The 23,362-nt window shown below is 68.6% G+C and carries 14 protein-coding genes; 12 read left to right on the top strand and 2 right to left on the bottom strand.

Going from position 1 to position 23,362, the window contains the following annotated elements:
- The first annotated feature begins 38 nt into the window (after window positions 1-38).
- From ACWIHT_RS23545 to ACWIHT_RS23515, 7 genes are all read left to right on the top strand, one after another.
- Complete coding sequence (locus tag ACWIHT_RS23545) at window positions 39-1,508, top strand: glycoside hydrolase family 18 protein (RefSeq protein WP_456170167.1); 1,470 nt, start codon at window positions 39-41, stop codon at window positions 1,506-1,508.
- Between the two features lie 265 nt (window positions 1,509-1,773).
- A complete protein-coding gene (locus ACWIHT_RS23540; protein ID WP_456170166.1) occupies window positions 1,774-3,072 on the top strand; it encodes an ABC transporter substrate-binding protein in 1,299 nt (432 codons plus the stop codon).
- Window positions 3,069-4,049 (top strand): carbohydrate ABC transporter permease, encoded by a 981-nt coding sequence (locus ACWIHT_RS23535; RefSeq protein ID WP_456170165.1) that lies wholly within the window; start codon window positions 3,069-3,071, stop codon window positions 4,047-4,049. Before ACWIHT_RS23540 ends, ACWIHT_RS23535 begins: the two co-directional genes overlap by 4 nt.
- Window positions 4,046-4,939, top strand: a complete 894-nt coding sequence (locus ACWIHT_RS23530) for a carbohydrate ABC transporter permease (RefSeq protein ID WP_456170164.1) — start codon at window positions 4,046-4,048, stop codon at window positions 4,937-4,939. The genes ACWIHT_RS23535 and ACWIHT_RS23530 overlap by 4 nt, the downstream gene beginning before the upstream one ends.
- 41 nt (window positions 4,940-4,980) lie before the next feature.
- Window positions 4,981-6,297 (top strand): glycoside hydrolase family 36 protein, encoded by a 1,317-nt coding sequence (locus ACWIHT_RS23525; RefSeq protein WP_456170163.1) that lies wholly within the window; start codon window positions 4,981-4,983, stop codon window positions 6,295-6,297.
- Window positions 6,294-8,276: a beta-galactosidase gene (locus ACWIHT_RS23520; protein ID WP_456170162.1), complete on the top strand. Its 1,983-nt coding sequence runs from the start codon at window positions 6,294-6,296 to the stop codon at window positions 8,274-8,276. Before ACWIHT_RS23525 ends, ACWIHT_RS23520 begins: the two co-directional genes overlap by 4 nt.
- 46 nt (window positions 8,277-8,322) lie before the next feature.
- Window positions 8,323-8,595 (top strand): hypothetical protein, encoded by a 273-nt coding sequence (locus tag ACWIHT_RS23515; protein WP_456170160.1) that lies wholly within the window; start codon window positions 8,323-8,325, stop codon window positions 8,593-8,595.
- Between the two features lie 7 nt (window positions 8,596-8,602).
- Here ACWIHT_RS23515 and ACWIHT_RS23510 read toward each other — a convergent pair whose 3' ends face one another.
- A complete protein-coding gene (locus tag ACWIHT_RS23510) occupies window positions 8,603-9,274 on the bottom strand; it encodes a hypothetical protein (protein WP_456170159.1) in 672 nt (223 codons plus the stop codon).
- A gap of 154 nt (window positions 9,275-9,428) precedes the next feature.
- On the opposite strand from ACWIHT_RS23510, the gene ACWIHT_RS23505 reads away from it, so the two are divergent.
- Entirely contained in the window at window positions 9,429-9,713 is a 285-nt protein-coding gene (locus ACWIHT_RS23505) for a hypothetical protein (protein WP_456170158.1), read from the top strand.
- Window positions 9,695-10,108, top strand: a complete 414-nt coding sequence (locus ACWIHT_RS23500; RefSeq protein ID WP_456170157.1) for a DNA-binding protein — start codon at window positions 9,695-9,697, stop codon at window positions 10,106-10,108. The genes ACWIHT_RS23505 and ACWIHT_RS23500 overlap by 19 nt, the downstream gene beginning before the upstream one ends.
- 46 nt (window positions 10,109-10,154) lie before the next feature.
- On the opposite strand, the gene ACWIHT_RS23495 is transcribed toward ACWIHT_RS23500, so the two are convergent.
- Window positions 10,155-11,687: an HAL/PAL/TAL family ammonia-lyase gene (locus tag ACWIHT_RS23495; RefSeq protein WP_456170156.1), complete on the bottom strand. Its 1,533-nt coding sequence runs from the start codon at window positions 11,685-11,687 to the stop codon at window positions 10,155-10,157.
- Between the two features lie 356 nt (window positions 11,688-12,043).
- Between ACWIHT_RS23495 and ACWIHT_RS23490 the strand changes: the two genes are divergently transcribed.
- The 3 genes from ACWIHT_RS23490 to ACWIHT_RS23480 all read left to right on the top strand — a co-directional run bounded on the left by ACWIHT_RS23490 (window position 12,044) and on the right by ACWIHT_RS23480 (window position 23,308).
- Complete coding sequence (locus ACWIHT_RS23490; protein ID WP_456170155.1) at window positions 12,044-15,742, top strand: LamG domain-containing protein; 3,699 nt, start codon at window positions 12,044-12,046, stop codon at window positions 15,740-15,742.
- Between the two features lie 121 nt (window positions 15,743-15,863).
- Window positions 15,864-22,868 carry an RHS repeat-associated core domain-containing protein gene (locus tag ACWIHT_RS23485; RefSeq protein WP_456170153.1) on the top strand — a complete coding sequence of 2,335 codons (7,005 nt, stop codon included), beginning with the start codon at window positions 15,864-15,866 and terminating at the stop codon, window positions 22,866-22,868.
- Window positions 22,865-23,308, top strand: a complete 444-nt coding sequence (locus tag ACWIHT_RS23480; protein WP_456170152.1) for a DUF4279 domain-containing protein — start codon at window positions 22,865-22,867, stop codon at window positions 23,306-23,308. The genes ACWIHT_RS23485 and ACWIHT_RS23480 overlap by 4 nt, the downstream gene beginning before the upstream one ends.
- Window positions 23,309-23,362: the final 54 nt, after the last annotated feature.

Below are 23,362 nucleotides of genomic sequence, written 5' to 3'. Positions count from 1 at the left end.
GCCGCACCCCACCCCCGTACGGCGAAGGCAGGCACGCGATGAGCACCCACCGGCGCAGGATCAGCAACAGGAACAAGGTGATCGGCGGCGCGGTCGCTGCGGCGGTGGTCGGCGGCGGCGCGATCCTGCTGACCGGCGTCGCCCAGGCGGCGAGTGTCGGCGCGGCCTACACCAGGACCAGTGAGTGGTCGACGGGGTACACCGCCCAGTACGTCGTCACCAACACCACCGGTGCCAGGAAGGCGGACTGGACGCTGGAGTTCGACCTGCCGTCCGGTTCGAAGCTCGGCTCGCTGTGGAACGCCGAGTCGAGCGTGAGCGGGCGGCACGTCACCGTGAAGCCGCCGAGGTGGGACACGGACGGACTCGCGGCGGGCGAGTCGGTCACGGTCGGCTTCGTGGTCAACGGCACGGGCCAGCCGACGAGTTGTCTGATCGACAAGGCCAAGTGCTCGGCCGACGGCACCGCGACCCCCGAGCCGACCGGCCGCCCGACGACATCGACGCCCACACCCACGCCGACCGCCACGCCCACCCCCACCGCGAAGCCGACGCCCACGCCCACCCCGACCCCCACCGCCTCGCCCTCCCAGAGCGGCGGCACCGGCACGACCGCCGCCGGAGGCTTCGCCCCCTACGTCGACACCTCCCTCTACCCGGCCTTCGACCTCCTGGGGAACGTCACCGCGACCGGCGTGAAGAACTACAACCTCGCCTTCGTCCTGGACGGCGGCGGCTGCACCCCGAAGTGGGGCGGGGTGACGGACCTCGCGAGCGACGGCGTGGCCTCCCAGATCGGCGCGCTGCGCGCCAAGGGCGGCGACGTGCGGGTCTCCTTCGGCGGCGCGGCGGGCTCCGAGCTGGCGACGACGTGCGGTTCGGCGAGCGCGCTGGCGAGCGCCTACGGCAAGGTCGTGGACGCGTACGGCCTCACCAAGGTCGACTTCGACATCGAGGGCGCCGCGCTGCCCAACGCGGCGGCGAACACCATCCGCGCCCAGGCGATAGCGAAACTCCAGCAGCAGCACCCGAATCTGGACGTCTCCTACACCCTCCCGGTGATGCCCGAGGGGCTCACCCAGGACGGTGTGAACCTGCTTTCCAACGCCAAGTCCAACGGCGTGGAAATCAGCACGGTCAACATCATGGCGATGGACTACGGACCGGCTTACAGCGGCGATATGGGAACGTACTCAGAGCAAGCGGCTACAGCGACTCAGGCCCAAGTCAAGAGTGTTCTCGGGCTCTCTGAAAGCGCTGCATGGAAAGCGGTTTCCGTCACGCCGATGATCGGCGTGAACGACGTGTCATCGGAGGTCTTCAAGGTCGACGACGCGACCCAACTCGTCGCTTTCGCCGAGGCGAAGGGGCTCGGCGGTATCTCGATGTGGTCCGCGGCCCGCGACAAGCAGTGCGCCGGCGGAACCAGGCCCACCGCCGACGCGACGTGCAGTTCGATCGCGCAGGCTCCGTCCGCGTTCTCCAAGGCCTTCTCCGCCTTGCGGTAGTCGCCCCATGTGCCCCGGGAGCCCCTCGCGCCTCCCGTGGCCCCAGTCGCCCCACAGCGGACGTATGGCCACTCGGCTGTACGTCCGCTTCTCTTGCCGGGGCATGTCGATTACGTTTCGACAAATGAAGGCGGCGGGTGTTGACGCATGACCAGACATGGGACTGTTATTACGCCACCGTGTTTGGTCGCGTTGGTTTCTGGTCGGTTACGAAGACCTGGGGCGTGGCGCATTCCGGCCGAACCCTGTCCGTCAGGAGCCGTTCATGCCCGACTTCTCCCTCCCCGCCGCGAGCCGCCGTTCCGTCCTGCGCGGCATAGGCGGCGCCGCCGTCCTCGGAGCCGGTATACCCCTGCTGAGCGCGTGTGGCAGCAGCGGCAGCGGGTCCGACTCGAAGACCGTGACGCTCGGGTCCAACGCGTCCGACGCCGTGCCGAAGAAGGCGTTCGCGAGCGTCTACGCGGACTTCAAGAAGACCTCCGGCGTTACCGTCAAGGTCAACACGAAGGACCACAACACCTTCCAGGAGCAGATCAACTCCTACCTCCAGGGCACCCCGGACGACGTGTTCAACTGGTTCGCCGGGTACCGGATGCAGTTCTTCGCGGCCAAGAAGCTCGCCACCCCCATCGACGACGTGTGGGCGAAGATCGGGGACAACTTCCCCGACGCCATGAAGAAGCTCAGCAAGGGCGAGGACGGCAAGTACTACTTCGTGCCGATCACCACCTACCCGTGGGCGATCTTCTACCGCAAGAGCCTCTTCGCGGCGAAGGGCTACACCGTCCCCACCACCTGGGACGAACTGGTCGCCCTCTGCAAGAAGATGAAGAGCGACGGCCTGGTCCCGATCGCCTTCGGCGACAAGGACGCCTGGCCGGCGATGGGCACCTTCGACCAGATCAACTTCCGCCTCAACGGCTACGACTTCCACAAGTCCCTGATGGCGGGCACCGAGGCGTGGACCGACCCCAAGGTCAAGGCGGTCTTCGACCACTGGGCCGAGCTGCTCCCGTACCACCAGGACGGCTTCATGGGCCGCACCTGGCAGGACGCGGCCCAGGGCATCGTGGCGAAGAAGTCCGGCATGTACCTGCTGGGTTCCTTCGTGGCGCAGCAGTTCACCGTCAAGGCCGACCTCGACGATCTCGACTTCTTCGCCTTCCCGGAGATCAACTCCGCGTACGGCCAGGACACCGTCGAGGCGCCCACCGACGGCTTCATGGTCAGCAAGGCCCCGAAGAACCACGACGGTGTCGTGAAGCTCCTGGAGTACCTGGGCACCCCGGCCGCCGAGGAGTTGTACCTCAAGACCGACCCGAGCGTGGTCGCCGCCTCCAGCAAGGCCTCCACCGCCGCGTACTCGCCGCTTCAGAAGAAGGCGTTCGACATGATCGGCGCCGCCAAGAGCCTCACCCAGTTCATGGACCGTGACTCCCGCCCGGACTTCACCTCGACGGTGATGCAGCCCGGACTCCAGAAGTTCCTCCAGAACCCCAAGGGCGTCGACAGTCTGCTGTCCTCGATCGAGCGCCAGAAGAAGACGATCTTCGCCTCCTCATGATCTCCGAGACGACTACGACGAGCCCGGAGGCGGACGCCGTTCCGCCTCCGGGCCCCGCGCCTGCCGAGAAGCGGGTCCCGCAGGGCGCCAAGCGCCTGCTGACCCGCCGTGACCGCATCACGCTCGCCTTCATGGCGGGCGTGCCGACGGTCCTGCACGTGGCCCTGGTCTGGGTCACCGCCCTCGCCTCGATCGCCCTGGCCTTCACCAGCTGGGACGGCATCGGCTTCGACTCGATCAAGTGGGTCGGGCTGGACAACTTCCGCCAGTTGTTCACCGACAACCCGCAGTTCTGGCCCGCCCTTGAGCACAACGTCATCTGGTTCGTCGTGCTCATCCTGCTGCCGACGCCCTTCGGCCTGTTCCTGGCCGTGCAGCTGGACAAGAACATCCGCTTCAGCCGCGTCTACCAGACCGCGTTCTTCCTGCCGGTCGTCATGTCCCTGGCGGTCACCGGCTTCGTCTGGCAGCTGATCTACAACCCCGACACCGGCCTGATCAACAGCCTCATCGGGGCCAACAAGCCCGGCCACTACATCGACTGGATCGGCGACCCCAAGCTCAACCTGTGGGCCGTCCTGATCGCCGCCTCCTGGCGGCACGCCGGCTACATGATGATCCTGTACCTGGCCGGCCTCAAGGGCGTCGACCCGTCCCTGCGGGAGGCCTCCGCACTGGACGGCGCGAACGAGTGGCAGACGTTCAAGAACGTCATCTTCCCGACGCTGCGCCCCACCAACACGGTCGTCCTGGTCGTCACCATCATCGAGTCGCTGCGCGCCTTCGACCTGGTCTACGTCTTCAACAAGGGCGCCCAGGGCACCGAGTTGCTGTCGATCCTGATCACCAACAACATCATCGGCGAGTCCAGCCGGATCGGTTACGGGTCGGCGATCGCCGTCGTCCTGCTGGTCATCTCCCTCGCGGTCATCATTCCGTACCTGATCGCGACCTTCCGGAAGGAGCGGCGCGCATGACCACCCCCACCGCCGCGCTCGGCGTGAAGCAGCGCACCCCGCTCCGCCCCGCCCGGGTCCTGCTGCACACGTTCCTCGTCGTCACCTCGCTGGCCTGGCTCGCCCCGCTCCTGTGGGCGGTCTACGCGGCCCTGCGCCCGTACTCGGAGACCAGCAACAAGGGCTATGTCTCCTGGCCGGACACGCTGAACTTCGACAACTTCAAGAACGCGTTCCAGCAGTCCGACATGACGCACTACTTCGTCAACACGGTGATCATCGCGGTCCCGGCCGTGCTGCTCACGCTGCTGCTGGCGTCGATGGTCGCGTTCTACGTCAGCCGGTTCGACTTCCGGTGGAACATCGCCCTGCTGCTGGTGTTCACGGCCGGCAACCTGCTGCCCCAGCAGGTCATCATCACCCCGCTGTACCGCCTGTACCTGCTGATCGACCTGCCCGGCATCACGATGAGCGGCAAGCTCTACGACTCCGCGCTGGGCCTGGTCCTCATCCATGTGGCGTTCCAGTCCGGCTTCTGCGCCTTCGTGCTCAGCAACTACATGCGGATGCTGCCGCACGAGCTGACCGAGGCGGCCCTCGTGGACGGCGCGTCCGTGTGGCGCCAGTACTGGCAGATCGTGCTGCCGCTGTGCAAGCCGGCGATGGCGGCCCTGGGCACCCTGCTCTCCATCTGGATCTACAACGACTTCTTCTGGGCGATCGTGCTGATCTCGACCGGCGAGAACATGCCGATCACCTCCGCCCTGAACAACCTCTCCGGCCAGTACTTCACCGACCCCAACCTGGTCGCGGCCGGCGCCCTGCTCACCGCGATCCCGACCCTGATCGTGTACTTCGCGCTCCAGCGCCAGTTCGTCAGCGGTCTCACGCTGGGCGCCAACAAGGGCTGACGCCAGTCCGGTTCGGCCCTTCCCGTCGAAAGAGAACCACCGTGCACGACCACCCCTTCACCGCGCTGGCCTCCGTCCCCGTGAACCCGCGCACCGCCCGGGTCCACGAGGAGGGCTGGCAGTCCTGGAGCCCGAGCGGCGCCTACCCCCTCGGGGCGCGGCCCCACCGGCCGGCCAACGCCAACTGGGCGACGGTCTGCTACCGCCCAGGCGCCACCGTCCCGGCCGATGTCTTCCAGGGTGAGGGTCTGCTCGCCCTCGACCCCGGCGACGGCTCACCGGCCCGTCTGTGGGCGGCGGTCGACCCCACGGGATCGGTCCCGTCGATCCGGCTGTCGGTACGGGACGGGGTGGCCGAGCTCGCCGCCGACGGTCCGGTGAAGGAGTGGACGGGCACCACCGTCCAGTCCGTCCTGGGGGACTGGGCCGACAGCCTGGCCCTGCCGTCCCCCCGCCCCGCGCCCACGGTCTGGTGCTCCTGGTACGAGTACTTCACCGCCGTCACCGAGGAGGACATCCACGAGAACCTGCGCGCGATGGACACCCTCGACCTCCCGATCGACGTCGTCCAGATCGACGACGGCTACCAGAAGGCCCTGGGCGACTGGCTGACCCTCTCCGGCCGCTTCCGCTCCCGGGCCGCCATCGCCGACACCATCCGCGCGCGTGGCCGCAGGCCGGGCATCTGGACGGCCCCCTTCCTGGTCGACCCGGCCAGCGACCTGGCCGCCGAACACCCCGAGTGGCTGGTCCGCGACCCGGACGGCGGCTTCGCCCACGCCGGCCGCAACTGGGGCCACGACCTCTGCGTCCTGGACCCCACCCACCCCGGCGCGGCGGCCTGGCTGACCGAGGTCTACGCCACCCTCCGCACCGAGGGCTACGACTACTTCAAGACCGACTTCCTCTACGCCGGCGCCCTGGACGGCGTACGCCACAAGGGAGTTGACGCCATCGAGGCCTACCGGGCCGGGATCGCCCTGATCCGCGAGGCGATCGGCCCCGACGCCTACCTCCTGGGCTGCGGAGCGCCGATCCTCCCCTCCCTCGGCCTGTTCGACGCGATGCGGATCAGCCCCGACACGGCACCGCACCGCCGCCCCGAGGCCGACGACCACTCCCAACCCGGCCAGGACTCCGCCGAGTTCACGGGATTCGCCCGCCAGTGGCAGCACGGCCGCCTCTGGACCAACGACCCCGACTGCCTCATGGCCCGCCCGGCCGTGGAGACCCGCGAACGCTGGGCCGCCCATGTCGAGGCCACCGGCGGCCTGATGGCGTCGAGCGACCGCCTGCTGTCGCTCGACCAGTGGGGCGTGGCGACAACTCGCCGCCTGCTGACAGGAGTTGCACGATGACCATTGCCTACGGCGGCGACTACAACCCCGAGCAGTGGCCCGAGGAGGTCTGGGCCGAGGACATGCGCCTGATGCAAGAGGCCGGGGTGACCATGGTCAGCGTCGGCATCTTCTCGTGGGCGCTGCTGGAACCGGCCGAGGGCGTCTACGACTTCACCCTCCTGGACAAGGTCCTGGACCTGCTCCAACAGCACGGCATCCAGGCCGACTTGGCGACCCCGACGGCGGCACCCCCGGCCTGGTTCTTCCGCGCCCACCCGGAGGCACTGCCGGTGGACCGCGACGGCCGGAGACTGTCGTACGGCAGCCGCCAGACGTTCTGCCCATCGAGCCCCGCGTACCGCACGGCGGCCCTGCGCATCGCGGGCGAACTGGCGCGCCGCTACGCCGATCACCCCGCGGTCGCGATGTGGCACATCCACAACGAGTACGGCTGCCACAACCCGGCCTGCTACTGCGACGAGAGCGCCGAGGCGTTCCGGGTGTGGCTGCGCGCGAAGTACGGCGACAGCCTGCCGGCGCTCAACGACGCCTGGGGCACGGCCTTTTGGAGCCAGTGGTACTACGACTGGGCGGAGATCCTGCCGCCGCGCGCGACGGGCGCGGTCCCCAACCCCACCCACCAGCTGGACTGGCGCCGCTTCTGCAGCGACGCGCTGCTGGCCCTGTACAAGGCGGAGCGGGACGTACTGCGAGAGTCGGCCCCTTCGCTGCCCGCCACCACCAACTTCATGGTGATGTTCAACTTCGACGCGCTGGACTACTGGCGCTGGGCCCCGGAGTTGGACGTCGTCTCGAACGACCACTACCTCCGCTCCACGGACCCCGAGTCGGAGATCGACATCGCGATGAGCGGCGACCTGGTCCGCTCGCTCGCGGGCGGCCGCCCGTGGCTGCTGATGGAACACTCCACGGGCGCGGTGAACTGGCAGCCGGTCAACAGGGCGAAGTCGGCGGGGGAGTTGAGGCGCAACGCGCTCGCCCACGTCGCGCACGGCGCCGACGGCATCGCCTACTTCCAGTGGCGGGCGGCGAAGGCGGGCGCCGAACAGTGGCACTCGGCGATGCTGCCGCACGCGGGCACGGACAGCCAGATCTGGCAGGACGTGGTCCAACTGGGCGCGGACCTGCGGGCGTTGGCGGAGGTGCAGGGCAGCACGAGCACGGCGTCGGTCGCGGTAGTCTGGGACTGGAACGCCCGCTGGGCCCTGGAACTCCCGTCCCAGCCCAGCGAGAAGGTCCGCTACCTGGACCAAGTCCGCTCCTGGTACGAGCCGTTGTGGCGGTCGGGCATCGCGGTGGACTTCGTCCGCCCCGACGCGGACCTGTCGCCGTACCGCCTGGTCCTGGCCCCCAGCCTGTACCTGGTGGACGACACCGGCGCGGCCAACCTCTCCGACTTCGCGTCGTCCGGCGGCACGCTGGCGGTGGGCTTCCACAGCGGGGCGGTGGACGAGAACTGCCATGTACGGCTGGGGGGTTACCCCGGAGCGTTCCGCGAAGTGCTCGGCGTCCGCACGGACGAACTGTTCCCGTTGCTGCCCGGGGAGTCGCTCGCGCTGAGCAGCGGCGGCGGTACGGCGTCCCTGTGGTCGGAGCGGGTCGCCCTGGCGGGCGCCGAGGCGATCACGTCGTACGCGGAGGGCCCGCTGACCGGAATCCCGGCGGTGACGCGGAACGCCTACGGCGAGGGCACGGCCTGGTACGTGGCCACCCGCCCCGACCCGACGACCCTCGCGGGACTCCTGGACCTCATCCGCAGGGAGGCGGGCGTGCAGCCGGTACGGGTGACACCGGAGGGCGTGGAGGCGGTGTCGCGGCGCGGGCCGGACGCGGACTATCTGTTCCTCATCGATCACGCGGGGCAGGGAGCCGAGATCCCGGTCGCGACCGACGCGGTCGAACTCCTCTCCGGGGAGCGGGTGTTGGGAGGTTCGGTGAGTGTTCCGCCGGGTGGCGTGGTGGTGGTCCGGGAGTAGAATCGACGGTCGCTCGCCCGACCTGGAACCCGAGTGAGAGGTTCAGATGCTCTACCGGAGCCCTGCCGACTTTTGCGCCGAGTACGCCAAAGCGAACAACGCCGGGAAAACCGATGCGTTCGGCGCGGAGTCCACGCTGGAGGAGGTGACCGTCGTCAGCGAGACCCCGGACACGGCACGGGTGGAGGCGCTCTGGTTCACCTGCGGCCACGACCCGGATTCCGGGTACTACGACGCTTTTGAGCGCACGGCCTTCGCACTGGTCAAGCGGCCCGACGGGTGGCGCCTGCACGCCGAGGAAAATCTCGGCTACGAGTGACAACTGGTCAGAATCCCCCGGGCCCGGGCCCGGGCCCGCCAAAGCCGCCGAACATCCCTCCGCCCGGCCCGTGATGGTGGAAACCGTCGAAGAGCGCGTCCGCGAGCAGCATGCCGCCGACTCCCGCGGCGCCCGCGACAAGGGCGGTCTTCCACCATGGGGTGGTGTACCAACCCCCGGGCATGGAACGGCCGTTGACGACCCCGCCGGGGTAGTAGTACGGCGTATGGGCGCCGGGTTGGGGCGAGGCGGTGTACGTCTGCCCGCCGACCGTGACCTGACCGCCGGCACTCTGCGCGGGCAACTCGGGTCCCGGGTCGAGTCCCAGCGCGCTACGGGCGGTGCGGATGTGGTGCAGCCCCTCGATGGCGGTCTGGGTCACCAGCCCGTACTGCATCGGTGAGTAGGCGACGGCGAGTTGCCCCTCGGCGGCACGGTGCCGCTCGGCCGCGTCGGCGAGGGCCTGCCGGGCGGTGCTGTTCCCACCCGCGTCCAGCGTGGACAGACTCCCGCCCAGCCGCTCCACCCAGCGGGTGGCCTCGGCGCCGGCATCAGCGTCGTAGACCTGCTGCGAACTCCCGGCCCCGTAGCCCGAACTCCCGCCGCCCGCCTGCCGTTTGCCGTAGGCGACCGCGCCGCCGACGATCAGGGCCAGCAGCACCAACACGATGAAAAACATGACATCCTCCCGTCCGCGCCGGGATCGAATCACCCCGTATGGACTGATCAGACGCCTCGGGGCTGAGAGGTCGCTGCGGGGGGTCTGAGGGGTGGCTGTGAATGAGGTGGGTTGGCGGGCGACGTGATTCCTACTCCTTTGATAATCTAGCCGCATGAGTGAGACTCCGTACGGCGTCGGCGAAGGGCCCGCCACCAGGGTCAGCCTGTCCCTCCCGGAAGGGACGGCCGAGGCGATCCGGCAGCGCGTCGGTAAGCGGGAGTTCTCCGCGTTCATCACCGAGGCGGTGGAACGCGAGTTGCGTGGTCGGATCCTGGATGAATACCTGGCCGACTACGAGCAGCGCCACGGGCCGGTCTCAGAGCAGGAGCAGGAGCAGGCACGCCGTGTCTTCGACGAGGTGTTCGCCGAGGAGGGGCAGTGGCCCCCAGCAGGCTGAGCCACGAGGGAACCCTGGTCCTGGACTGCGAAGGGCTGTCCAAGTTCGTCGGTGATCACGAACCCGTCGTCGCTCTTGTCGCCGAGGCGCGCAAGCGGGGCATGGAAGTCGCCATCAGTGCCCTCACCATCGTCGAGTCGGTTCACCGGCGGACGGACCGGGCGCGGCTTGCCTGGGTGTTGTCGGGCATGCGTATCGTGCCGGTCGGTGACGAGGGGGCAAAGGCCGCGTCAGCCCTGCTGGTCGATGCCGGTCTGCACGGTCACAAGTACGCGATCGACGCCGTGGTGGCCGAGATGGCGCTTCGACAGCACCGCCCGGTGGTCATACTCACCTCGGACATCGACGACATGGCGAAGCTGTGCGGGGATCGGGTGCGGCTCGTCGCGGTGTAGTTGGTGCCGGGCACCTGCTTACGGGCGCCGTGACCCATATCCGGCCTCAGCGGTGCAGCGCCCCCACCACACCCTCGACCACCCGCAACGCCTCCCCGTTCCGCACGAGTTCGGCGATGTGCTCGATGTCGGTGTGGAAGACCCGGTCCTCGTCGACGGTGGGTACGGCCTCCCGGATCTTCGCCCGCAGGGCCTCCGCAGCGGGGGAGGGGGTGAGTGGTGCGAGGAGGTCGAGGGCCTGGGTCGCGCACATCAGCTCGATGGCGATGACGTAGGCGAGTTTGTGGGCCGCGCGGTAGGCCTTCAGGGTTGCCAAGTAGGCGTTGCTGACGGCGTCTTCCTGGTTGGCGGAGGTGGTGATGGTGTCGGCCGATGCCGGGACCGCCATGCCGCGCAGTTCCATGGTCAGGGCGGCGGCCGTGTACTGGGCGATCATGTAGCCGCTGTTGAGGCCGGGTTGAGGGGCCAGGAAGGCGGGCAGTTCGCTGAAGTTGCTGTTGACCATGCGGTCGGTGCGGCGTTCGGAGACCTTGGCGAGGACTGTCATCGCGTTGACCATGGTGTCGGCCTGGATGCCGACGTAGGTGCTGTCGCAGTTCGCGCCGCTCAACGCCACCCCGTCCTCGCCCTCGGGGTGGATGACCGGGTTGTCGCCCACGGAGTGCAGTTCCTCGACGATGACTTCCCGCGCCTGTGCGAGTGCCCGCTTCGCGCCGCCGTGGATCTGCGGGACGGCGCGTAGGGAGAGGCTGTCCTGGAGGCGGTGGTCGAGGAACTCGGTGCTTATCGCGCTGGATGCGGTGAGCCGCCGTAGGTTCTCCGCGACCGCGGCCTGCTCGGGGTGGCGTTTGCGCTGCTGCAACCGGGCGTCGTAGGCGCGGACCGTGCCCTTGAGCGCCTGTACCGACAGGCTCGCGGCGATGTCGGCGGTGGTTGCCGCGAGGGCGGCGTCGTGGGCGGCCAGCACGGCTATCGCGGTGACCGAGTGTGTGCCGTTCGTCAGTGAGAGGCCCTCCTTGCAGGCGAGCCGGGTGGGTTCGGCGCCGATACGGGCCAACGCCTCTGCGCCGGGGAGGAGTTGGCCGTCGTACGTCGCCCTGCCCTCGCCCAGGAGTACGAGGGCCATGTGGGCCTCGGGGGCGAGGTAACCGACCGAGCCCTCGCCGGGGACGTGCGGGGTGACGCCGGCGTTGAGCATGCGGCGGATCAGTTCGAGGGTCTCGAAGCGGATGCCGGAGTAGCCCTCGCCGAGGCCGATCAGTTCCATGAGGGCGATGGCTCGGACTATCTCGGTGGGCAGGGGTTCGCCCACGGAGACGGCGTGCGAGCGGACTATGTTGCGCTGCAACTGCTCGGCGTCGGCCGGGTCGATGACCTCGGTGACGTTGTCGCCGAAGCCGGTGGTGACGCCGTAGACGAGGCGGTTCTCGGCGAGGAAGCGTTCGACCAGGGCGCGGGACTTGCGCACGCGGTCGACGTAGGTCGCGTCGAACTCGACTCGCGCGCCGTGGCGGGCGACCGCGACGAACTGTTCGACGGTGATCGGTTCCTCGCCCAAGGTGACAGCGGTCACGGACATCTCCCCGCGCTTGATGTGCATCCATTCACTTGCGTGGCTAATGAATCACTTCATGTAGGACCTGGCAAGGGAGGTGATGGTTCCGGGTTCCCGAGTTGGCCTTGAGATGAACGAACGGATGCTTTGCCCAAGTGCGGGTGGCACATTGCCCGAACTTGGAAGATTCCTTGTACATCGATCGGAACCGCCCTGCCAGGCTTCTCGATCGCCAAGTGTTTGTGATGGATGTGTCAAAACCACGGGGGTGGGTTGTGAGGGAGTCCGGGGACAGACGTGTGCGGACGGCACGCACGGCGTGGCTGGCCGCAGTTGTTCTATTGATTCAACCGGTTGTGGCGGCTGCCATGAATCCGGCGATGGCCGACGCGCGGGCCGCGGGTTCCAGCGCCACGAAGCCGCTTTCGGCTCTCTCCGCCGAGGCGGCTGCCTCGCAGAAGGCCGCGGCGGCCGGTGCTCCGGTGGAGGTCACCGACGACCGCACCGAGTACGAGACGACGTACGCCAATCCGGACGGCACGACGTTCACCAAGGACCAGTCGACCGTGCCCGTGCGGGCGCGGCGGAGCGACGGGTCGTGGACGGCTCCCGACCCGACGCTCGTGGTACGGGCCGACGGGACGGTCGGTCCGAAGGCCGCGGTGGTCGGTCTGGCGTTCTCCGGTGGCGGTGACGGCTCGGGGCTGGTGGACATCACCCGGAGCGGCAAGTCGTTGCGGCTGGGGTGGCCGGGCACGCTGCCCGAGCCCACGCTGGACGGTGCGAGCGCGGTCTACGCCGACGTACTCCCGGGTGTCGACCTGCGGATGACGGCGACGACCGAGGGCTTCCGCGAACTGCTGATCGTGAAGACCCCCGCGGCGGCCGCCGACCCCGCGCTGAAGAAGGTCGCCTTCTCCCTGCGGTCGGACGGGCTGACGGTCGCGCCGACGAGCGGCGGCGGGTTGACCGCCGTGGACGGCGACGCGCGCCCGGTGTTCACGGCTCCGCCCGCGCTGATGTGGGACTCGCGGGGTGCGGACGCCACCGAGGGCACGGGCACCCAGCTGGAGCGGACGGCCGCGGTCACGACGGCCGCCACCTCGTCCTCGTCGGACATCACTTCGGACTCGGCTTCGTCGGGCACCAGCCCGTCTTCGTCGGCCGCCACCTCGTCTTCGTCGGACACCACCGACCCGACCCCGTCTCCGTCGGACACCACCGACCCATCCACCGGCACGCAGGACGACGGCGGCACGGCAGGACCCGGCGACGGTGACGCCTCGGCCGTACTCCCGGTGCAGGTCGGGTCCGACTCGCTGGCCGTGGTGCCGGACGCGAGCCTGCTCGGCAACACCGACAGCGGCGCGTTCCCGGTCTACATCGACCCCAGCGTCGGCCTGGACCAGGCGAGCCACACCTACCTCCGCTCGGACGGTGTCTCCGACTACAACTGGAGCAACGGCAGCGACAACGAGGGCAAGGGCACCGGCCACTGCGGCTCCTGGGACGGCTACTACTGCGGTCCCGGCTACACCGAGCGGCTGTACTTCCAGTTCTCGCCGAGCGGTCTGGCGGGCAAGAGGGTGCTGTCCGCGACGTTCCGGGCCACCGAGAGCTGGTCGTTCACCTGCGACGCGCGCTGGGTCGAGCTGGAGCGCACCACCAACATCTCCTCGGCCACCACCTGGGCCACCCGCCCCAACAACCTGGGGACGATGGCGACCCGCAACATCACGGCGGGCCGGGGCTCCCTGTGCGACCCCTCGCAGCCGGCGGCTCCGATCGAGTTCACCGGTTCGAAGCTGACGGCGGCTGCCACGGCCTTCGCGGCGGGCGGGTTCTCCAAGCTGACGCTGTTGGTGAAGGCCCAGGACGAGACGGACACCAGCGCCTGGAAGAGGTTCCGGGACGACGCGGTGCTGTCGGTGACCTATGTGGGGCTGCCCGCCGTGCCGACCAAGACCGGCATCGTGCAGAAGAACGTCGTCACCTGCGGGAGCAGTACAGACCCGGATGTGATCGGCCTGGTCAAGCCCTACCTGAGCGCGACGGTGCGGACGGCTGCGGGCGGTGCCAGCGGCGCGAGCCTGCGGGCGCACTTCTTCGTGCAGCAGCAGAACAGCGACGGCACCTGGACCCTGGTGACCGAGCCGATCCGGCCCACCAGCGGCTATGCCGGCAACGGCAGTGTGCTCACCTACGAGTCACCGATATCGCTGTCCCAGGGGCCGTTGTACCGGATGGCGGCGTCCACCCGTTCCTTCTACGACAGCGGCGACAGCTATCTGGACTCGCACAGCACGGTGACCACCCAGGACTGGTGCTACTTCACGGTGGACACCAGCGGACCGCTGCCACCCACGGTCACCGTCGCGAGCCCCTACGTCGACTGCACGGACACCGACGTGTGCGATCCCGTCGGCGGACCGGGCACGGCGGCCAAGTTCACCTTCGCGCCGGCCGCCGGTGACACCGACACCGCCTACCGGTACAAGCTCGCGAGCAGCAACGTCTGGACGACGACCACCACCGGCAACACCGTCACCGTCTCCGTCACACCCCGGCTGGCGGGCACCCAGTACCTGGAGGTCGAGGGGATCGACGGCGCCGGACGGCCGGGCCGGTCGGCGTTCCTGAAGTTCAACGTCGCGGAGGGCAACCCGGAGGTCGGCCGCTGGCGCTTCGACGACTCGGCCCCGGGCTCCGGCGCGACCACCGCCGCGGACACGGCGACGGCGGGAACACGGCACCCGGCCACGCTGTACAACACCGGCTCCGGCTGGTCCTCGCTGGCCCGCAGAGGCGACGGCGACCGCTCCCTGTTCCTGAACGACACGTCCGACACCACCCGCCAGTCCGGATACGCGGCCACCGCCGCTCCGGTGATCAACACCCAGTCGTCGTTCACCGTCTCGGCCTGGGCCTACCTGTCGGACACCTCCGACTACCGTACGGTCCTGTCGGAAACCGGCAGCGACGGCTCCGGGTTCGCGCTGTACTACTCGCCGGGCGTCCAGCGCTGGGTGTTCCTGTGGAACTGGTACGAGGGCACCGTGCGCAAGTTCGCGGGCGCCAACGCCGACGCGTCGGGCGTGCCGCTGAGGACGTGGACGCACCTGACCGGCGTCTACGACTCCGACCTGCGCACCATCTCCCTGTACGTCAACGGCCGTGCCCAGGGCCTGCCGGTACAACTGCCCGCCACCTCGAACGCCACCGCCGCCGACGGCACCCTGCAGTTCGGCCGGGCCAACTTCAGTGCGGTCACGCCCAGCTATGTGAACTACTGGCACGGCCGGATCGATGAAGTAGCCGTCTGGCAGCGGGACTTGACGGACGACGAGATCGCCACCGAGGACGGTCTGCTCAACTCCGACGGCACGACGGACGTCGAGTTGATGGGTGCGTGGGACCCGGACGGTGCCACCGGCACCACACTGGCTGACTCCACCTCCGGCTACGGCCGCACCCTCACCCTGTCCGGCGGGGCCTCCCTCGACGGCGAGGGCATCGTCCTGAACGGAACGGACGGCGCGGCCACCGCGCCCGGGCCGGTGCTGGACGACACCGCCTCCTTCACCGCCACCACCTTGGTGGACGTGGACAGCGCCGCCCTGCTGACCAAGCCTGTCGGCTACACGGCCCAGGTCGCCGGTCAACGCGGTCCGGACGGCTCCGCCTGGGGCTTCTGGTACCAGTTGACCAGGTTCGGCACCGATCCGGACACCGGAGCGGCGGTCCCGGTCGGCAAGTGGTACTTCGGCCGACAGAACGCCGACCAGAGTTTCACCGGCGTGGTCTCGGACGAGAACGCCGAACTCGGCAGCCCGGTACGGATGACCGGCACGTACGACGCCCCGTCCGGCACGATCCACTTCTATCTCGGCCCCGACGAGAACGACGCCGACACCACCCATCCCTACACCGCCGTAGCCGGATCCGACGTCTTCGCGGCTGGTAAGGGATACGTCGGCGGGGCCTGGGCCCACTACCTGCCAGGGAAGATCACCGACATCCGGCTCTGGGCCGGTGCCATGGCGGGCCAGCAGCAGATCATCGACACCGTCGGGGACTGACCTCTCTCAAGTCCCTTTGTTCTCAAGTGATTTGGCGTCCATGGGTGACCCGCACGGCGGTCCCGGGACGCGTACCCGGCATGTGTCGTCCCATTCGGCTTGCTCGCATGGAGGTCCCGTCATGAGTTCCGGCATGAAAGCCCGCTGGATCCGCAGCACCCTGCTCCGTGGTGTGTTGACGCCACGGCGTGCGCAGGCACGGCGTGCCCAGGCACCGGGGCGGGACGGCCGTCTCGGCCGGACCCCGGTGGTCGCCGCGCTGTCGATGACCCTGGTCGCCTCGCTGGGCCTGGGAGTTCCGGCGGCCGAGGCCGCAACCGGCGGTCTGGGCAAGCCTGTTGTGCCCGCGCAGCGGGTCGACAAGGTACGGACGCGCACCGACCTGGGTGCGAAGCAGGCCCGCGCCCAGGTCGCGAGAGCCAAGGCGGTCAACGCGGCCCAGGCGAAGCGGGCACGCACTCCACAGCACATCGCCTGGCCCACCGCCGCCACCACGACCGGACAGATCCCCGCGCGGGGCACGACGACGAAGCTGACGGCTGGCGGACTCCCGGTCACGGTCGCCCCGGCCAAGGGGACCGGCACCGCGACCGGCCAGGTCCAGGTGCGGGTCCTCGGGCAGCGGCAGGCGAAGGACGCCGGCGTCAAGGGCGTGCTGCTGACCGCTTCGGCCACCGACCCCGGTTCCGCCCAACTGACCGTCGACTACTCGGAGTTCGCGGCGGCCTACGGCGGTGACTGGGCGGGCCGGCTGCGCCTGGTCCGACTCCCCGCGTGCGCGCTGACCACTCCGCGGAAGGCCGCCTGCCGGATCCAGACCCCGCTCGACTCGCGCAACGACACCGGCGGACAGACCCTGACGGCAAAGGTCGGTCTGGGAGAGGCCGGTGACACGGGCCGGACCTCGCAGGCCTCCCTGTCGGCCGCCGCCACGACTGCCTCGGCGACCGTGCTGGCTGCGACCGCCGCCACTGGGGAATCGGCCTCGGGCTCCGGCAATTACGCGGCCAGCAAGCTTTCGGCGTCGTCCAGTTGGGAGGCGGGCAGCGCGTCGGGCGCGTTCTCCTGGTCGTATCCCATGACCACTCCGCCGTCCGCCGCGGGCCCGGCCCCCGACCTCTCGCTGTCGTACGACTCGGGGAGCGTGGACGGCAGGACGGCGTCGACGAACAATCAGGGGACGCAGGTCGGTGAGGGCTTTGAGGACGTGGGGTCCTCCTATGTCGAGCGGTCCTACGGCTCGTGCGACGACGACGGCCAGGACGGCAAGTACGACGCGTGCTGGAAGTACGACAACGCCTCGCTGGTGCTGAACGGCAAGTCGACCGAGCTGGTCAAGGACGACACCAAGGGCGTCTGGCATCTCAAGGACGACGACGCCTCCACGGTCACCCACAGCGTCGGTGCCGACAACGGCGACGAGGGCGACGCCGGTGTCGACGGCGCGGGCGAGTACTGGACGGTCACCACGGGCGACGGCACGCAGTACGTCTTCGGCAAGAACAAGCTGGACGGCGCGGGCACCCAGCGCACCAACTCGGTATGGACGGTACCGGTGTTCGGGGACGACTCCGGTGAGCCGGGATATGCCGACGGAACCTCGTTCTCCGGTCGCGCGCTGAACCAGGCCTGGCGCTGGAACCTGGACTACGTCTTCGACCCGCACGGCAACGCGATGACGTTCTGGTACACGCCCGAGACCAACTACTACGCCAAGAACGGCGCGACCACCGGCACCGCCCAGTACACGCGGGGCGGTTACCTCAGCAAGATCCTCTACGGCCAGAACAAGGACACACTGTTCACCGGCACCGCCTCGGACGAGGTCACCTTCGACTACGACGAGCGGTGCACCGCGTCCGACTGCTCCTCGCTGACGTCCTCGACGGCGTCCAGCTGGCCCGACGTACCCTTCGACGCCATCTGCGCGTCCGGAGCGGACTGCGACGCGAGCGGCCCGTCGTTCTTCACCCGCAAGCGGCTGACCAGTGTCGAGACCGACGCCTGGTCGGCAACTGACAGTCGTTACACGCCAGTTGACTCCTGGGCGCTCGCCCAGACCTTCCTGGATCCCGGTGACATCGGGAAGGGCGCCGACAAGACCCTCACCCTGTCGAGCGTCCGGCACACCGGGAGGAACGGCACCGCGATCGTCCTGGACCCGGTGACCTTCCAGTACCAGATGCGGCCCAACCGGGTCGACGCGCAGGACGACGACGTCCTGCCGCTGAACCGGCCCCGTATCACGATGATCACGTCCGAGACCGGCGCGATCACCAACGTGACGCTCTCCGACCCGGAGTGCGTGGCGGGCTCGAACATGCCGTCGTCCGAGGACAACGACACGATGAGCTGTTACCCGATCTACTGGCACAAGAACGGCGCCACCGAAGCCACCCTGGACTGGTTCAACAAGTACCGCGTGCTGGACGTCATCACCTCCGACCCCACCGGGCACGGCCTGACCACGGAGAACCACTACAGCTACGCGGGCCCGGCCTGGCACCACTCCGACGACCCGTTCACTCCGGCCGACGAGCGCACCTGGTCCGACTGGCGCGGCTACCGCACGGTCACCTCCATCAAGGGCGCGGCCGGCGGCACCCAGTCCAAGACCGTGTCCGTCTACCTCCAGGGCATGGACGGCGACAAACAGAAGAACGGCACGACCCGCTCGGTCTCCGTCCCGGGCGTCGGCTTCACCGGCCTGACCGTCCCCGACCAGACCGACAGCGACCGCTTCTCGGGCTTCACCCGCGAACAGATCACCTACAACGGCTCGACCCCCGTGGCCGTCACGGTCAACGACCCCGGGTCCCAACTGACCGCCAGCCAGCAGAAGTCGTACGCCCATATCGAGGCCTACTTCATCCGCACCTACCGGACCCAGACCTCGACCTACCTGACGGCCGCAGCCGCTTGGCGGACCCGCTCCACGACGACCTCGTACGACGACTACGGCATGCCCAGCGCGGTCTACGACGCGGGCGACACGGCCGTCACGGGCGACGAGACCTGCACCCGGACCTGGTACGCCCGCAACGACACCCTCGGCATCAATGCCCTGGTCTCCCGCACCCGGGTGGTCGGCCGCGCCTGCACCACCGCCGAGGCCGATCTGAGCCTGCCCACCTCGTCCGCCAGCCGCGGGGACGTGCTCTCCGACACGGCCATGGTCTACGACACCACCGCCGCGACGGCCTGGACGGCCTCGCAGACACCGACCCTGGGCGACATCACCTGGACCGGCCGCGCTTCCGCCTACCCGGCGACGGTCACCAGTGGCGAGCGGTACCCGACCTCCTGGCAGACGGTCACCAAGGGCACGTACGACACCCTGGGCCGCCCGCTGACCGCGACGGACGCGCTGGGCGACGTGACGACCACCGCCTACACCCCGACGACGACGGGCCCGCTCACCAAGACCACGACCACCAACGCCAAGAGCCAGAAGAGCATCAGCTACCTGGACTACGCGACCGGTGCGACGCTCCAGTCCTACGACGTCAACCTCAAACTGACCGAGTCGACCTATGACGCCCTGGGCCGGGTGACGGCCGTCTGGCTGCCCAACCGCTCCCGCGCCGACGAGTACGGCCCCAACTACACGTACGCCTACTCCGTCACCAACAGCGCCGCACCATGGGCCTCCACCTCGTCCATCCGCGGCGACGGCGTCTACAACACCAGCTACACGATCTACGACTCGCTGCTGCGACCGCTCCAGACCCAGACCCCGTCCGCGAACGGCGGCCGGTTGCTGACGGACACCCGCTACGACACCCGAGGCCTGGCCTACGAGACCTACGCCGACCTCTTCGACTCCGGAGCCACCCCCAACGGCGGGTACGCGCAGGCCGTGTCCGGCGGCGCGCCCAAGCAGAGCGACACCGTCTTCGACGGAGCCGAGCGCGCGACCACCAGAACGCTGTATGTCTACGGTGCCAAGAAGTGGTCCACGACCACCAGTTACACCGGTGACTCCACCGCCACCACCGCCGCGGCGGGCGGTTCCGCCGCGCGCACCGTCACCGACGTCTTCGGCCGCACCACCGAGCGCCGTGACTACGCGGGCACCGACCCGGCCGACACCGACTACGGCGCGGGCGTCGGCGCCGCCTCCACCAAGACGAAGTACGGCTACACCCGCGACGGCAAGCCCGACACCGTCACTGGCCCGGACAGCGCCAAGTGGACATACACCTATGACCTGTTCGGCCGCCAGCTCACGGCGACGGACCCGGACGAGGGGAAGACCACCACCTCGTACACGGACCTGGACCAGGTCGCGACCACCACCGACGCGCGCAACTCGACGCTCCTGTACGGCTATGACGTACTGGGCCGCAAGACCGACGAGTGGCAGACGTCGAAGACCGACGCGAACAAGCTCGCCCACTGGGCCTACGACACCCTGCTCAAGGGCCAGTTGGACTCGGCGACCAGCTATGTGGGCGGGCTGTCCGGGACGGCCTACACCAAGAAGGTCACCGCTTACGACACCCTGGACCGGCCCACGACCACGCAACTCGTCCTGCCGTCCAACGACCCGATGGTCAGTGCGGGAGCGATCGCGGCCACGACGAGTGTCTCGACGCACTACAACCTCAGCGGAACCCAGCAGTACATCTCAGAACCCGCCGCCGGCGGCCTGGCCGCGGAGACCGTCAGCACCGACTACGACGAGGTCGGCCTGCCCACCGCGGTCAGCGGCACCAGCAGCTACCTCCTCGGGGCCGGTTACTCCGCCATCGGCCAGATCGACCAGTTCACCCTGGGCACCTCCGCGGCGGCCGGCACGAAGAAGGCCTACATCACCAACATCTGGGAGGAGGGCACCGACCGCCTCAAGCAGTCGGCCGTCACCGACCAGACCCACAACTACGAACTCCAGGAACTGAATTACGCCTACGACGACGCGGGCGACGTCACCTCCGTCACCGACCCCACCACCCTCGGCGGCACCACCGCGGCCGACTACGAGTGCTTCACCTACGACGGCCACCAACGCCTGACCGAGGCCTGGACCCCCGCCACGGCCGACTGCTCGGCCACCGGCCGCACCACTGCGAACCTCGGCGGCGCATCCCCCTACTGGACCTCGTACAGCTACACGGACAACGGCCTGCGCTCGACGGAGAAGACCCACACGTCAACCGGCGACAGCACCAAGAACTACTGCTACGGCAACGCCACCCATCCCCACGCGCTGACCGCCACCACGCTGTCCGCCTGCGCGGGTGTCACCGCCACCTACGTCTACGACGCCACCGGCGACACCACGACCCGCCCCAACGGCACCGACACCCAGGGCCTCACCTGGACCCCCGAGGGCCAACTCGACACCCTCACCGAGAAGTCCAGCACCGGCACCACCAAGAGCACCACCAGCCAGATCTACGACGCCGACGGCACCCTGCTGATCCGCCGCAACGCGAGCGGCGAGAGCGTCCTCTACCTGGACGACGGCACCGAGGTCCACCTCGACACGTCCACGTCGACGGCCAAGTACTGGGCGCAGCGGTACTACAGCGCCGACGGCCAGACCGTCGCCCTGCGCACCAACAAGTCCGGTACCCAGACCCTGAGTTGGCTCGTCGGCGACCAGCACGGCACCAGCAGCCTGACCGTCGACGCGACGACCCAGGCGGTCACCAAGCGCTACCTGACCCCGTTCGGCGCCCCGCGCTCGGGCGGCACGGGCACCTGGCCGGACGACAAGGCGTTCCTGGGCGCCACCACCGACGCCACGACGGGCCTGACCCAGATCGGCGCCCGAGAGTACGACCCGACCACCGGCCGCTTCCTCAGCGTCGACCCGGTCCTGTCGACGTCGGACGCCCAGTCCCTCAACGGCTACACCTACGCCGACAACAACCCGGTCTCCAACAGCGATCCCACCGGCCTCATGCTTGAGGGGGACGGTGGCGGGAGCGCGTCGAGCAGCGACGGCGGGAACAAGCAGTGCCCGCCCTTCTGTAGCGCCGACGGCCAGCCGCACGGCCCCAGCACTTCCACCGGGGGCAGCAACAGGAACCCCGACGGCAGCCGCGCGGGCGGCACGACGAGCAAGGACCCCGCCCTTCCGTCGAAGAAACTCCTGAAGGAATTCAACACCGCCCACCCGTACCCGTCGGTCAACCAGATGGTCAACTGGGGGTCGTACCGCTCGGACCTGTCCTACGAGATGAACGTCGAGGTGTTTCTCCGGGACCGGTGCGGCGATGATCTGCAATGGACGAGCGCGTGCCAGGGCTTCCGGGACCACTACGACAACTGGTCAGCCGTCAAGGACATCTCCATCAATCCCTGCGAGGCGTCCAGCCTGTGCCAATCCCTCGGCGACCTGGCCACCGGAGCACTGGCCGGCGAAGGGCTGACCCGAGAAGGAGAAGGGGGAGGAGAAGGGGGAGAAGAACAAGTCAGGGACGAACCCTGCAGCTTTGCTCCGGAAACGCCGGTCCTCATGGAGGACGGCAAAACCAAACCCATCGGCAAGATCAAGGCCGGCGACAAGGTCGAGGCGGCCGACCCCAAGACCGGCAAGCATCAAGGCGCGCGCACGGTCCAACACGTGTGGATCAACCACGACCACGACCTGGTGGACGTCACCATCCGCACCGAGGACGGCCACACCGCCACCCTCCACACCACCGCCAACCACCCCTTCTGGGACGACAGCACCCACAGGTGGGTGCCCGCGGGCAAACTCCGCAAGGGCGACGCTCTCAACACGGCCACGGACAACCATGCGTTCGTCCTTGCCGCCCGGCCCACACCAGGCACCGCCGACCGATGGAACCTCACCGTTCAGCAACTGCATACGTACTATGTGCTGGCGGGTCAGACTCCGGTCCTGGTTCACAACACTTCGTGTGACTTTATGTCCGGAGCAGTTCCTGAGGCGGAGGCCATCGATCGCGGCTCGTTGGTCAAGATCAGGGAGAAGCAGCTTGAGAAGGCCCTCAAGAGTGTCGATGAGGACCCGCACGGGTTCAAGGCCGACTGGGTTGGAAAGAACAATGTGTCGAGATTCGATGCGATGCGCGATGGCGACAGCAGGATCATCCTCGTAAGCAAGGATGGAAAAATCTTGGTTCCGACGAATTACAGGTACGTGCCATGAGCGCATTTCGCATGTATCTCAGGGTGGTCAGCGAGTCTTTGCAGCCGGAGGAAATCTCCAAGAGACTTGGAGCGGAGCCCGACGAGTCGGCATCGATTGGAAGTCGCAAGCACCCGCAGTCGCCTCCTCGGTCGCACGCGACCTGGATCCGACGCGTCGGGGCGGCGGAAGGCTGCGCGAGGCCAGAGGATCTGGAGCCGGTGGTCGTCGGGTGGGGGCGGGATCTTGCCGGTGCCCTCGGGCGACTCGCCGACTCCGGGGAGGCCGTTGTCTCTCTGGAGATCGTTCAGGAGATCAGAGATCTCGACGACCCACAGCAGAAAGGCATCTTCCTGGGGACCGACCTGCTGGCCTGGATGAGTACGGCCAGGGCATCGCTCGACATCGATCAGTACGTCTATCACGAATGCGGCGATGAATCGGACAGTGCTGTTCCGTAGAGTCAGTCCTCGGCAGCAGGAAGCGCCGAAACCATTTCAGCGGACACGGCCTGA

This window comes from Streptomyces sp. NPDC002276, assembly GCF_053891435.1.
Note: the sequence above shows the minus strand (reverse complement) of the source record. Positions and strands in the feature narration are given on the sequence as shown.

What these genes read in the sequence shown, in the direction of transcription:
- ACWIHT_RS23545 (WP_456170167.1), top strand. Translation starts at nt 39, where the DNA reads ATGAGCACCCACCGGCGCAGGATCAGCAACAGGAACAAGGTGATCGGC.
- ACWIHT_RS23540 (WP_456170166.1), top strand. Translation starts at nt 1,774, where the DNA reads ATGCCCGACTTCTCCCTCCCCGCCGCGAGCCGCCGTTCCGTCCTGCGC.
- ACWIHT_RS23535 (WP_456170165.1), top strand. Translation starts at nt 3,069, where the DNA reads ATGATCTCCGAGACGACTACGACGAGCCCGGAGGCGGACGCCGTTCCG.
- ACWIHT_RS23530 (WP_456170164.1), top strand. Translation starts at nt 4,046, where the DNA reads ATGACCACCCCCACCGCCGCGCTCGGCGTGAAGCAGCGCACCCCGCTC.
- ACWIHT_RS23520 (WP_456170162.1), top strand. Translation starts at nt 6,294, where the DNA reads ATGACCATTGCCTACGGCGGCGACTACAACCCCGAGCAGTGGCCCGAG.
- ACWIHT_RS23515 (WP_456170160.1), top strand. Translation starts at nt 8,323, where the DNA reads ATGCTCTACCGGAGCCCTGCCGACTTTTGCGCCGAGTACGCCAAAGCG.
- ACWIHT_RS23510 (WP_456170159.1), bottom strand. Translation starts at nt 9,274, where the DNA reads ATGTTTTTCATCGTGTTGGTGCTGCTGGCCCTGATCGTCGGCGGCGCG.
- ACWIHT_RS23505 (WP_456170158.1), top strand. Translation starts at nt 9,429, where the DNA reads ATGAGTGAGACTCCGTACGGCGTCGGCGAAGGGCCCGCCACCAGGGTC.
- ACWIHT_RS23495 (WP_456170156.1), bottom strand. Translation starts at nt 11,687, where the DNA reads ATGTCCGTGACCGCTGTCACCTTGGGCGAGGAACCGATCACCGTCGAA.
- ACWIHT_RS23490 (WP_456170155.1), top strand. Translation starts at nt 12,044, where the DNA reads ATGGCCGACGCGCGGGCCGCGGGTTCCAGCGCCACGAAGCCGCTTTCG.
- ACWIHT_RS23485 (WP_456170153.1), top strand. Translation starts at nt 15,864, where the DNA reads ATGAGTTCCGGCATGAAAGCCCGCTGGATCCGCAGCACCCTGCTCCGT.
- ACWIHT_RS23480 (WP_456170152.1), top strand. Translation starts at nt 22,865, where the DNA reads ATGAGCGCATTTCGCATGTATCTCAGGGTGGTCAGCGAGTCTTTGCAG.